The sequence below is a fragment of the Dietzia sp. ANT_WB102 genome (assembly GCF_008369165.1).
GTDB lineage: Bacteria > Actinomycetota > Actinomycetes > Mycobacteriales > Mycobacteriaceae > Dietzia.
The window spans coordinates 1,240,968-1,253,241 of sequence record NZ_VOBA01000001.1 but is presented as its reverse complement, the minus strand read 5'-3'; the positions used below and the strand labels follow the sequence as shown (position 1 = coordinate 1,253,241).

The 12,274-nt window shown below is 68.0% G+C and carries 12 protein-coding genes; 4 read left to right on the top strand and 8 right to left on the bottom strand.

Annotated features, from left to right (window positions below; all coding sequences use genetic code 11):
- Positions 1-102: 102 nt before the first annotated feature.
- A complete protein-coding gene (locus tag FQ137_RS05695) occupies positions 103-885 on the top strand; it encodes a hypothetical protein (RefSeq protein ID WP_149291537.1) in 783 nt (260 codons plus the stop codon).
- Positions 886-979: 94 nt separating this feature from the next.
- Here the strand turns inward: FQ137_RS05695 and lpdA are convergent, their stop codons facing one another.
- Together lpdA and FQ137_RS15535 are read right to left on the bottom strand one after the other, a co-directional pair.
- Positions 980-2,371, bottom strand: coding sequence for a dihydrolipoyl dehydrogenase (gene lpdA, locus FQ137_RS05690; RefSeq protein ID WP_149291536.1), 1,392 nt, complete (start codon positions 2,369-2,371; stop codon positions 980-982).
- 123 nt (positions 2,372-2,494) lie between these two features.
- Positions 2,495-2,620: a hypothetical protein gene (locus FQ137_RS15535; RefSeq protein ID WP_255583664.1), complete on the bottom strand. Its 126-nt coding sequence runs from the start codon at positions 2,618-2,620 to the stop codon at positions 2,495-2,497.
- A 167-nt stretch (positions 2,621-2,787) separates the two neighbouring features.
- Here FQ137_RS15535 and FQ137_RS05685 point away from each other — a divergent pair, with 167 nt between their 5' ends.
- Positions 2,788-4,965 carry a prolyl oligopeptidase family protein gene (locus FQ137_RS05685; RefSeq protein ID WP_149291535.1) on the top strand — a complete coding sequence of 726 codons (2,178 nt, stop codon included), beginning with the start codon at positions 2,788-2,790 and terminating at the stop codon, positions 4,963-4,965.
- Here the strand turns inward: FQ137_RS05685 and FQ137_RS05680 are convergent.
- From FQ137_RS05680 to groL, 5 genes are all read right to left on the bottom strand, one after another.
- Complete coding sequence (locus FQ137_RS05680) at positions 4,910-5,827, bottom strand: alpha/beta fold hydrolase (protein ID WP_149291534.1); 918 nt, start codon at positions 5,825-5,827, stop codon at positions 4,910-4,912. The two genes, FQ137_RS05685 and FQ137_RS05680, sit on opposite strands and share 56 nt — an antisense overlap.
- A 133-nt stretch (positions 5,828-5,960) precedes the next feature.
- Positions 5,961-7,085 (bottom strand): alpha/beta hydrolase family protein, encoded by a 1,125-nt coding sequence (locus FQ137_RS05675; RefSeq protein WP_149291533.1) that lies wholly within the window; start codon positions 7,083-7,085, stop codon positions 5,961-5,963.
- Positions 7,086-7,455: 370 nt separating this feature from the next.
- Complete coding sequence (locus FQ137_RS15340; RefSeq protein ID WP_188064785.1) at positions 7,456-7,632, bottom strand: hypothetical protein; 177 nt, start codon at positions 7,630-7,632, stop codon at positions 7,456-7,458.
- A 126-nt stretch (positions 7,633-7,758) separates the two neighbouring features.
- On the bottom strand, positions 7,759-7,908 hold the full coding sequence (locus tag FQ137_RS15335; RefSeq protein ID WP_188064783.1) for a hypothetical protein: 150 nt from the start codon (positions 7,906-7,908) through the stop codon (positions 7,759-7,761).
- A gap of 412 nt (positions 7,909-8,320) precedes the next feature.
- Complete coding sequence (groL, locus tag FQ137_RS05670) at positions 8,321-9,943, bottom strand: chaperonin GroEL (protein WP_149291532.1); 1,623 nt, start codon at positions 9,941-9,943, stop codon at positions 8,321-8,323.
- 285 nt (positions 9,944-10,228) lie between these two features.
- Between groL and FQ137_RS05665 the strand changes: the two genes are divergently transcribed.
- Both FQ137_RS05665 and FQ137_RS05660 read left to right on the top strand, forming a co-directional pair.
- Positions 10,229-10,705, top strand: a complete 477-nt coding sequence (locus tag FQ137_RS05665) for an SRPBCC family protein (protein ID WP_149291531.1) — start codon at positions 10,229-10,231, stop codon at positions 10,703-10,705.
- A 32-nt stretch (positions 10,706-10,737) separates the two neighbouring features.
- On the top strand, positions 10,738-11,427 hold the full coding sequence (locus FQ137_RS05660) for a hypothetical protein (protein WP_255583663.1): 690 nt from the start codon (positions 10,738-10,740) through the stop codon (positions 11,425-11,427).
- Positions 11,428-11,453: 26 nt separating this feature from the next.
- Here the strand turns inward: FQ137_RS05660 and FQ137_RS05655 are convergent, their stop codons facing one another.
- Positions 11,454-12,206: a hypothetical protein gene (locus FQ137_RS05655; protein WP_255583662.1), complete on the bottom strand. Its 753-nt coding sequence runs from the start codon at positions 12,204-12,206 to the stop codon at positions 11,454-11,456.
- Positions 12,207-12,274: the final 68 nt, after the last annotated feature.

Sequence of the window (12,274 nt, the reverse complement as noted above, 5' to 3'; positions counted from 1 at the left end):
GCGGCGGGTGTCGGGACCCTGGCGGCGGCGCGCGCGGGCAGAATGCACAGAACCGAGCGGCCCGGTGGCACTATGAGAGGTAACCGAAGACAAAGGAGAGAGATGCGCCTGCGCACCCGCACACCCCGCCGCGTCGCGATCGCCGGCCTCGCGCTGGCCACCACGGCAGCTCTCACGGCCTGTTCGTCGAATGACGAGAACGCCGGGGCCACTGAACCCACGGGCGAGACCTCGACGTCGGAGACCGTGGACCAGTCCGCACCGCAGGCGCCAGTCGATGAACTCGTGTTGGCGGAGGGCGAGGCTCCCGGTGGCGGAATCGTCCAGGTCATCGACCGTAAGCTGCTACAGGAGGCGGTGGACAAGCTCGTCGCCGACCAGGGCCGTCAGCTCATGGAGAACCCGGCGTGCGACAAGGTCTCCCGCCTGGAGACGGTCTCCAACCACGCCACGACCGACGGCGTGACCGCTGCTGTGCGGTACAAGCAGTCGGATACCGACGAGACCGAGCACCGGTTCGGCATCGGCATGGTGAACGGCACGCTCGGAGAGTTCATGGATCGCTCCCTGTACGAGGCGTGCACCTCCTCGCGCAGCGCCGCCAACCCGGACGTCGAGCTGGCGATGAAGGTCGAGGACGCCCCGGCCGTCGCCGGCGCCGAGGGATTCCGGGTCACCAGCGACTTCATCACCACGAAGCCGGACGGCACCCGGACGCTGAGTCGCGCCGTCGCGATCCACGGTGTCGCACGCGACACCACCGTGAGCGTCGAGTACGCGGCCCGCGGCGACGATCCTGCGGCGGACCCCGTCCTGCCCACCGCGGCCGGGGCTCTCGACGCGATCTACACCGCGCAAATGGAGAAGCTCGTCAACGCTGAGTGACCACCGCGCGGTGTGACGTCACCCGCAGGTCCACGAGAACGCCCCCGGAGCATGCTCCGGGGGCGTTCTCCTGCGCGTGCGGCTCTCGGGCCGATCAGAGGTTGATCATGTGGCCGCCGACGCCCTCGACGGCCTCCTTCATTGCCTCGGACAGGGTCGGGTGCGTGTGGACGTTGCGGGCGATGTCCTCGGCGGTGAGGTCCCACATCTGCGCGAGGGTCAGTTCGGGCAACAGCTCGGAGACGTCGGGGCCGACGAGGTGGGCGCCCAGGAGCTCACCGTGTGTTCCGTCGGCGACGACCTTGACGAAACCGACCGCGTGGCCGAGACCGTGCGCCTTGCCATTGGCGGAGAACGGGAACTTGCCGACCTTGACGTCGTAGCCCTCCTCCTTCGCCTGCGCCTCGGTCAGCCCGAACGAGGCGACCTGCGGCTGACAGAAGGTGGCGCGCGGCATCATGCGGTAGTCACCCAGCGTCTGCGTCTCGGCGCCGGCCATGGTCTCGGCGGCCACCACACCCTGCGCCTCGGCGACGTGGGCGAGCTGCAGCTTGCCGGTGACGTCGCCGATCGCGTAGATGCCGTCGACGTTGGTACGCATGTGGTCGTCGATGTCGATCGCACCGCGGTCGGTGAGCTCAACGCCGGTGTTCTCCAGGCCGAAGCCCTCTACGCGCGGGCCGAACCCGACGGCCATGAGGACCTTGTCCACAGTGACCGTGTGGGAGTCCCCGCCGTCCTTGGACTCGATTTCCACGTCCACCGAGTCGCCGTTGTCGGTGATCGAGGTGGTCTTGTGTCCGGTCAGGAGCGTGATGCCGAGCTTCTTGTAGTGCTTGGTCATCTCCTTGGACACCTCCTCGTCCTCATTCGGAAGCAGCCGGTCCATGAACTCGACAATCGTGACGTCGACGCCGTAGGCGTTCATGATGTAGGCGAACTCCATGCCGATCGCACCCGCGCCCACCACGACGATCTTCTCGGGCAGGTCGCGGGAGAGGATCTGCTCCTCGTAGCTCACCACGTTCTCGCTGAGCTCGATCCCGGGCAGCGTCTTGACCACGGAACCGGTGGCGATGATGCAGTTGTCGAAGGTGTACGCGGTGCCGTCGACCTCGATCGTCTTGGCGTCAGTGAACGTCCCGTAGCCGTCGATCTCGGTGATCTTGTTCTTCTTCATGAGGAAGTGGACGCCCTTGACAATGCCGTCCGAGACCTTGCGGCTTCGATCGAAGGCGGCCCCGTAGTCGAAAGACACGTCACCGGAGATGCCGAACAACTTGCCGTCCCGCTGGACGGTGTTGGCCAGCTCCGCGTTTCGGAGCAGCGCCTTGGAGGGGATACATCCCACGTTGAGGCATACGCCGCCCCAATACTTCTCCTCAACGACGGCCACCTTGAGGCCGAGCTGCGAGGCGCGGATGGCGGCGACGTAGCCACCGGGGCCCGCGCCGAGGACGATGAGATCGTAATGAGTGTCAGCCACGACACTCAGGGTAGCGCTCCCAGCAGTGGCATAATGCCGGAGCCGGTCGGAACTGCACCCGAAATGACCGGCGCCGCCCCCTCCGAGTGGAGGAAGCGGCGCTGGCGCTCGCGTGAGCCGGTGTCAGGACAGGTTGCCCAGGACCGACTTGAGGGCAGTGGCGACGAGATCGCCGACGGTCTCGGCGATCTGATCGGTGATGGTGTCGGTCGAGCTGCCGCCGCTGGAAAGGCTGGAAAGAGAACCCATTGTGTGTCTCCGTTTATCGAGGTGCATTCCCGGGTTCCCGAGAATGGCCGGGTCAGGTAACCCGTGCGCCCGGCTCATGCTACTGATCTCACGAACCCGTAACAAGAGCCTGTGAATATTCGGTTCGGATTTGGGTTCGTTCGCGTGGTCGCGGGCATGATCGAGGCATGACCGATACCGCCATCCCCGACCCCCATCTGCACCTGGAGGCGGTCGACTCCGCCGAGGCACTCGGGTGGGTGCGCGAGCGCAGCGACCGGACCCTCCACGACCTCGCTGGAGGCGACCACGCCGAGATGGCGTACGCCCGAGCCCTGGAGATCCTCGACGCCACCGACCGGATCGCGTGGCCCGTCCTGCGCGGCCGCTACGCCTACACGCTGTGGAAGGACGGCGACCACCCGCGAGGGCTGTGGCGGCGCGTGCCGTGGGCCGTGCTTGCCGACGGCGCACCGGGCGTCGACCACCCTGCGTGGGAGACGCTCGTCGACGTCGGGGCCATGGCAGATGAGGAGGGCGTCAACTGGGTGTACTCCGGCACGGTCGTGCGCCGGCCAGCAGACGATCGTGCGCTACTCCGACTCTCCCGCGGTGGCGCGGACGCCGTGGAGATTCGCGAGTACGACCTCACCACGCGGCGGTTCATCCCCGTGTCCGAGGGCGGGTTCAGGCTGCCCGAGGCCAAGTGTTCGGTGTCCTGGGTGGACCGGGACACCGTGCTGCTCACCGCGCCGCTGGACCCGGCGGGTTCCGACGCCACAGAGTCGGGCTACGCCCGCGTAGTGCGGCTGTGGCGTCGTGGAACCGACCCCGCGCAGGCTCCCGTAATCTTCGAGGGCCGCACCGACGACGTGGCCGTGGGCGCCTCGCACGACCCGGTCACCGGCAGAGTCCTGGCCAGCCGGGCCCCGGACTTCCACACCTCGCGGGAGGTGTTCTGGACCCCGGGCACCGACCCCACCTCATCCTCCCCGCACGCAGTGCCCGTACCCGAGGACTGTGACGTCACCTCGTGCGGCGACTGGTTGATGCTGCGCCCCCGCACCGATCTCGAGATCGCCGGCCGCTCCCACCCCGGCGGTTCGGTGCTCATCGTGCCGTGGTCCGCGGTTGACGACGACCCGGGCCGGCTGCCCGACCCCGTCGTCCTGTTCTCCCCCACCCCCTCCACCACGGTGGAGGACGTGACGTGGGGCAGCGGACGGATCCTGCTGACGGTCCTCGACGACACGGAGTCCCGGATCGACGCCTACGCGATCCCCGACGCCGCCGACGGCGAGTGGACCTCACTGCCCGTCGAGGGCCTGCCGGAACACGTCTCCGTCGACGTGCTGTCCTGCGACCGGCTGTCCGGGATGGACGGCGCCGACCCGGCAACGGGCGGGCCGGTCGTTGCCGGTTCGGCGGTCGAGCGGCCGCACCCCGACGACGCCGTGCTCGCGGTCTCCGGGCCTGTTGTGCCGCCGTCGCTCGTCCTGCTCCACGCGGACGGCAGCACCACGACGCTCGGATCCACCCCACATCGCTTCGAGACCGCTGGTATCGAGGTCACGCGCCACACGGCCGTGAGCGACGACGGCACCGAGGTGCCCTACACCGTCATGCGAGGCCCGGGCCCCGACGGACCGCGACCGACGATCCTCTACGGCTACGGCGGGTTCGAGGTGTCCATGCGGCCCGCCTACGCCGCTCTGCGCGGTGCGCTGTGGCTTGAGGATGGCGGCGTGTACGTGGTGGCCGGGATCCGCGGTGGCGGCGAGTACGGTCCGTCGTGGCACCGAGCTGCGATACGGGAGAATCGCCCCCGGGCATTCGAGGACTTCGCGTCCGTCGCCCGAACCCTCGTCGACACGGGTGTGACGACCCGCGACCAGCTCGGCGCCACCGGCGGGTCCAACGGCGGCCTGCTGATGGGCGTCATGCTGACCCGCTACCCGGAGCTCTTCGGGGCGCTGGCAATCGCCGTGCCCCTGCTGGACATGAAGCGGTACCACCTCTTGCTGGCAGGCGCGTCGTGGATGGCCGAGTACGGGGACCCGGACTCCGCCGACTGGGACGACTTCCTCGGCGCGTACTCCCCGTACCAGCAGGTACGCCCCGCCTCCGAGGTCCGCTATCCGCCGGTCCTCATGACCACCTCGACCCGGGACGACCGCGTCCACCCGGGTCACGCCCGCAAGATGACCGCCGCACTGGATGCCGCGGGACACGAGGTCCAGTACTACGAGAACATCGAGGGCGGGCACGCTGGCGCCGCGGATAATTCGCAGGAGGCCCGGAAGGCGGTCCTCATGTACGAATTCTTCCGGCGTCGGCTTCCTCGTCGTCGTCCCCACCAGGGGTGACGTCGACCAGTTCCCGGCCGATCCACGCCAGCACCCTGGCGACCACCTCGGCGGGGCGGCGCGCCCAGGTGTTGTGGCCGAGTGCCTCCGGCTCCACCTCCAGGGTCGTCCGCGCGGCGGGGAGCATCGCCAGGAGATTGCGGGCGGCGCTCGCCGGGGCCAACGGGTCATCTGCGATCACCACGGCCAGCGCCGGCACGGTGACGCGCGCCAGGCCCGCCGGGTAGTCCACGTCGGCGCGGGCCGGCTGCATGATGCCGGTGGCCGCGAGCCTCGACCAGTCGCGGATCCGGTCGGCCGGAATCTTGCTCCTGGCCCCGAAGACCTGGCCCGGCACGTGCCCGGACACCCAGCCCAGCAGAGGCAGGACCACCGAGGCGGCGCGCAGTTTGACACCGAGAGAACCGGGGAAACCGCGATGGAACGGCGACTGGGCAGCCACCGCGACCAGGCCCGCGACCCGCGGATCGTGCCGGGCCAGGTGGTAGACGCCGATCTGCGCACCCATGCTGTGGCCCAGCAGCACGACGGGTCGGCGCCCGAAGCGCTGCTCCATAGCGTCCAGCGCGAGCGGGACGTCCTCGGCCGCACTCTCGTGGTAGCCGGCCGGGCCGCTGCGACGACCGATCCGGTAGGTGCTCTCGCCCTGGCCGCGGAGTTCGGTGATCGCGACGTCGAGCCCCTCTGCCGCGAGCGCGCGGGCGAGCGGGAGGTAGTAGCGGGCGCCGACGGCGATGCCCGGCAGCACCAGGATCGCGGGCCGACGCTCGTCCCGCCGATCTGCTTCGACGATCAGCAGCGGGCTGGTGCTGCCGTCCGAGTGGTGTAGCTCGACGCGCTGCGGGTCCTCGATCCTGGTCATGCGTACAGGATGCCGGACTGCGCTCCGTTATGCGACAGCGGCCCCGATGACGACGAACCCCGCCCCACCTGTCATCGGTGGGGCGGGGTTCGTCGGCGTCCGAGGCGCCTGGTGCGGCACCCGGGTCAGGGGATCAGAGGGCTCCCCAGCGCGCGCCCATGGCATCGGCCATCATCGGCCAGGACTGCTTGAGGTCGTCCTCCCAGTAGCCCCACGAGTGCGTGCCGTTGGGCGCGAAGTCGAAGTGAGCCGGGATGCCGAGCTCGCCGAAGCGGCGGGCGAGGTTGGCCGTGCAGTACTGGGTGGCCGCCTCGATGACGCCGCCAACGATCGCCTGGTTCGCGAGTGCCGGGACGCTGTTCTTCAGACGCCAGTTCTCCAGCGACTCGTGCGGTCCGGGCAGTCCGTTGCCAGTGGAGATGAACATGGCGGGGAGCTGCCCGCGGTCCATCTGATCCTTGAAGCGGAAGGCACCCCAGACAGGATCGTTATCGAACCAGCCGTTATTGCCCACCTTGGGCTCGCCCGGGAACGGGCCCCACATGTTGTCCAGGTTGGCGCCGCCACGCAGGCCGGTGACGATGTTGATGAACTCGTGGCCGATCGGGGTAGAGGTCTCGGCACAGCCCGAGTAGGAGCCGATGGCCTGAAAGACGCCCGGGTGCTTCTGCGCGATCGTCAGGACCGAGGTGGCGGTCATGGAGATGGCGGCGAGACCGCGCTTGCGCGCGTTTCCGGTGTTGCCGCCGTACTTACCCTCGAACAAGTTCGGGAGCTCCTTGGCCAGGTACGTCTCGAACGCCATCGGACGGGTGGTCTCGCGGGCGTACCGGGTCTGGACGTTGGGATCGTGCTTCTGCCAGTCCGTGTAGTACGAGAAGGCGCCACCGATCGGAGTGACGGTCCAGGCGTCTTTGTCAGCCATGAACTTCTTGACGTCGGACTGCGCCTGCCAGGTGGCCGAGTCCTCGCCGCCGCCGGCGCCATTGATCAGGTACAGCACCGGGGCCTTGGCATTGCCGTCTCGCGGGGGCTGGACGATGTTGGGGACCTCGGCGGCCATCTTGTCGGACCAGACCGAGACGATGAGGCGACCGTCGGGAAGCCTGGTCTCGACGACCTTATTCCCGGCCGTGGCCTTGGTGTACTGAATGTTGCCGCCCTGGGCCTGGGCCGTGCCCGTGGCGACGACGGGGACCATGGCCGCAGCGAGGGCCGCTGCAGCGACCTTCGTGCCCAACCGCTTCACTGAACGCATATTTTCGACGCCTTACATTCTCGTTGTTCACAGACGGACCCGGGCATCCTCTTACTGAGAAAGCTAACCCGACTCCCAGTAGTCACACAAGTCTCATCAACCACACTGGCATCGCCGGCGTGCTCGCAAGACGGAGTATCGCGCCCGCATGGCACTGTCCGAGGTTCCCACATCCAGACGGAACGAGGGAAACCGCGGAGCCAGCCACTGCGGCTCACGTCAACATTATCGACGGCAACCGGCCGCCCGTTACCAAAATGAATTAATCCATACGCGCGAGCCACTGTCACGCGCCGAACAACCGGTACCGACGGCATCAAGAAGGGCCCCGGGCCGCAGCCCGGGGCCCTTCCTCAGGACGATTCCCGACTCAGGCCTTCATGAAGCCGTTCGCGATTGCCGCCTGGAGGTCTTCACCGGCGAAGTAGCCGATGCCCTTGACCAGGTTGTTGACCCAGCCGAGCATGTCAGAGAGGACATCGAAAGTCCCCTCCGGGCCGAAGATGCCGCCCAAGCTGCCGTCGGCTCCGAATGCGTCGCTGCCCATGATTATCTCCTTGAAGTACGTAGCGAGTGAGGTGGACCGTCACTCAGGGAAACTGAAAAGGTGACCGCCGTTAGGCCCGCGGTCGCGGCACAGGGCCGGAATGCGATTCCAGGAAGAGGTCCGGGGTCACGCATCGCCGACAGGCGCAGCCTGTCCGAGGCTGCCCAGGACGGCGTCCAGACCCTCGCCGGCAAGCGAGCCCGTCATTCCAACGACGCCGTCGAGGATGTTCTTGACCGCCGTGATCGCGTCGCTGATGGCCTTGAAGTCAGGCATGGTTTTCTCCCTTTTGCTGTGATGTCGCCCCGGCTCGCGGGGGCCCGAGTAAGGCTAGCCTAAGTCGCAGTAAAATTCATCATGACCTGCGTCTCGACCCGCCCGTGTGGCGCCAGATTCCCTCCCAACGCCGAGCGTGTGCCCAAAGTCACTGTAAACCACACGCGCTTAAGAAGTCTCATTAATAGAAGCGTTCCAAACGAAATTCTTACGATACTCACCCGGAGGACGATCGCTGCGCATCGGCAGTTCACCTATGTCACTCCACATTCACCTCCCCAATTCGGACCAGATGCCCACGCCGCACCCCTCGACAACGCGGCCGAACTGACCACTGCCAGGCGCAAATAGGCCGTGGCCCGCACCGGAGATCCGGTACGGGCCACGGCCGTGTTTGCTGGGATGGGCTACATCAGAAGCCCATGCCGCCCATCTCGTCGCCACCCGGCATTGCGGGGGCGGCGGGCTCGGGCTTGTCGGCCACGACGGCCTCGGTGGTGAGGAACAGCGCGGCGATCGACGCGGCGTTCTGCAGCGCCGAACGGGTCACCTTGACCGGGTCGTTGATCCCGGCCTTGAGCAGGTCCTCGTACTCGCCGGTGGCGGCGTTGAGCCCCTCGGCACCCGGCAGGTTACGGACCTTCTCGGCCACGACGCCCGGCTCGAGGCCGGCGTTGAGGGCGATCTGCTTGAGGGGGGCGCTGAGCGCGACCTTCACGATGTTCGCGCCGGTCGCCTCCTCGCCCTCCAAGGACAATCCGCTGATGGCGGCCTCGGACTTGACCAGGGCGACGCCGCCGCCGGCGACGATGCCCTCCTCGACGGCGGCCTTGGCGTTACGCACCGCGTCCTCGATGCGGTGCTTGCGCTCCTTGAGCTCCACCTCGGTCGCCGCGCCCGCCTTGATGACGGCGACGCCGCCGGCGAGCTTGGCGAGGCGCTCCTGGAGCTTCTCGCGGTCGTAATCCGAGTCCGAGTTCTCGATCTCGGCCCGGATCTGGTTGACCCGGCCCTCGATCTGGCCCTGGTCGCCAGCACCCTCGACGATGGTGGTCTCGTCCTTGGTCACGACGACCTTGCGGGCCTTGCCGAGCATGGAGATGTCGGCGGTCTCGAGCGAGAGGCCGACCTCCTCGGAGATGACCTGGCCACCGGTGAGGATGGCGATGTCCTGGAGCATGGCCTTGCGGCGGTCACCAAAGCCCGGGGCCTTGACGGCGACGGACTTGAAGGTGCCCCGGATCTTGTTAACGACCAGGGTCGACAGGGCCTCGCCCTCGACGTCCTCGGCAATGATCAGCAGCGACTTGTTCTCGCCGATGACCTTCTCCAGCAGCGGGAGCAGGTCCTTGACGGTCGAGACCTTGCCGGAGACCAGCAGGACGTACGGATCCTCCATGACCGCCTCCTGGCGCTCCGGATCCGTCATGAAGTACTGCGAGATGTAGCCCTTGTCGAAGCGCATGCCCTCGGTGAGCTCGAGGTCCAGGCCGAAGGTCTGGGACTCCTCGACCGTGATCACGCCCTCCTTGCCGACCTTGTCCATGGCCTGGGCGATGAGCTCGCCGATGGCCGGGTCGCCGGCGGAAATTCCCGCGGTGGCAGCGATCTGCTCCTTGGTCTCGATCTCCGTGGCGGAGTCGATCAGGTGAGCGGTGACGGCCTCGACGGCCTTCTCGATACCGCGCTTGATGCCCATGGGGTTGGCACCGGCGGCGACGTTGCGCAGGCCCTCGCGCACGAGCGCCTGGGCGAGAACGGTGGCGGTGGTGGTTCCGTCGCCGGCGACGTCGTCAGTCTTCTTGGCGACCTCCTTGACGAGCTCGGCGCCGATCTTCTCGTACGGCTCCTCGAGCTCGATCTCCTTGGCGATGGAGACACCGTCGTTGGTGATCGTGGGGGCGCCCCACTTCTTCTCCAGCACGACGTTGCGGCCCTTGGGGCCGAGCGTGACCTTGACGGCGTCGGCGAGCTGGTTGAGACCGCTCTCCAGGCCGCGCCGGGCCTCTTCGTCGAACGCGATCATCTTTGCCATGGGGTGAATCATCCTCCGGGTATGGGGTGACACGCGTGTGGTCAGCGTCGGTGCCCGCGACGGACGGTGCGGACCGTGTCGGATCCGCGCCTCACCTTGCGACCTCAGTTTTCAGATCTTGCTGGCACTCAGGGTAGCCGAGTGCCAATCGCTTTTCTAGCACTCGCCCCCGACGAGTGCAAAGGTCCCGAGCGGAAGATCGCGCTCGGCGAACAACCGTCATATCCCCGGGCACTGACCTACCATCGAGACGCTGTCTCACCCACCCGCCGGAAAGGCTCGTCAATGCCCACCGAACCCGCCCCCGAAGGCCCCATCGAGAACTCAATAGAGATCGACGCCCCACCGGCCCGGGTCTGGGAGGTTATCTCTGAGGTCCGCAACGCCCCCCAGTGGAGCAGCCAGGCGTGGAAGGTCTTCGCCCTCGGTGGCCGCACCGCCAAGGGGACGTGGGCGTTGAACCTCAACAAACGCGGGCCACTCGTCTGGCCCACGACCAGTCGCGTGGTGGAGTTCGAGCCCGGACGCCGGTTCGCGAACCGCATCACCGAGAACACCACCGTCTGGGCCTTCGAACTCGAGCCCACCCCCGCCGGTGGCACCGTCCTCACCGAGCGCCGCGAGGTCCCCGATGGGTTGACCTTCGTCTCCCGGCTCCTCACCGACAAGGTCTTCGGCGGCCAGGAATCGTTCACCACCGAGGTGGACCGGGGCGTGTCCACCTCGTTGCAGCGGATCAAGGCCCTCGCCGAGCGGGGCTGAGCCGAGTGTCGCGGGCCATAGCGGCCCTCGTTGTGGGGTCACTGGTCGCGTCCCTCACCGGGTGCGCCTTGCGGCAGGGAGCCGACGACGCCGATGATTCGGTACGCGAGCCCCCCGGCCCCACACTCGCTGCCGGCCCCCCGCCGGCCGACTGGCAGGACGTCCGTAGCCCCACCGGGCTCGTGTACTCGGTGCCGCCGCAGTGGGAGGTCGGGGACCCATTCGGGGTCGACGACGAGGGCATCGATCCCGGATCGGACTGGGGCTCGGGCTACGTCACCACCGCCAACGCCATCGCCGACCGCGACTACTGCCGAATCGGAGGCCTGAGCTTCCGGACCCTGGCCGGCATCAGTGCGACAACGTTGCCGGGTGATGCGCGCGAGCAAGCGGAGTCGGCGTCCCGGGCCATGGCGGACTCGATCGACCGACGCTTCACCCAGGCCGGCGCGGACGTTCCGGTGCCGGAGGCCCGCAGCATCGGGGTCTCGGGAGCGCCCGCCTGGTACGTGTCACTGCGCGGCCAGGTGAGGCCCCCGCGCAACGACTGCACCCCTCCGACCATCCGCTTCGACACCATCGCGGTGTCCACGCTAGGCCCGGACGGTGCGCCCGCCTCGATCGTGTTCGTCCTCATGACCGACGAGGGTGAACCCGACGTGCAGCCCACGGAGACGATCGACACCGTGGTGGCGTCGCTGCGCTACGACAACTCGGTGTGACGCGCGCCGATCGCGGCACTCCCGCTTCAGGCCGCCGCAGTCGCGCCGCGCTCGCCCGCAGCGGGACCACCTGCGACGGGATCGCCCACGACGGCCGGCACCGACCCGTCGTCACCCTCGAAGATCTCGGCCCAACCCTGCTCGCAGCACGCCCACGCCCAGCCGGCGTCGGCCGCGACGCCGGGTACATCCACAGGGACGGTTCCACGACGCAGCGGTTCTTCCGGGCCGCCGGACATCTCGATCAGCAGGCAGCCGCCGGAGCGCTCATAGCGGAACCAGCGCTCGTCGTCGACCTCGAGCTCCAACCGATCGCCGTCGACCAGCAATTTGCCGATCAGCTGAGCCAGTAGCTCGTGGGTGACCCACGGGAGGGTGCCGCGCGGGCGGCCGCGGACCTCATGGTCAACGATCCCCGCCCCCACCATCGTGGGGCGACGGTGGACATCGATGTCGATGCGCTCACGCGGGTCAGCCACAAGTCCCAGCTCGGGCGAAGTCACGCGGAGCTGGCGCGGGGCGGCGAACCGCATGACGGCGTTGACCACGAGAGGGCGCGTGATGACCTCGGGCCGGATGACAACGCTGACGCCCTCGATCTCCGGGCGGGCACACAACGCACCGGTCTCACCGACGGCGTCGGCCTCGGGGAAACGCTCCGACACCTCGTCGCGCAGTGCCTCGAGGTCCGCGCGCACATGCGGAGGCAGCTCGTCGAGGCTCGCGAGCTGGCACAACTCCCCCTCCACTGGGGTGACAACGATCACAAAGCTGCTCATGCCCCCACCATACTTCACGTGTCGTTCACCTACCGTTCATCTCACGCAGACCGTGTCGCATCAGGGAA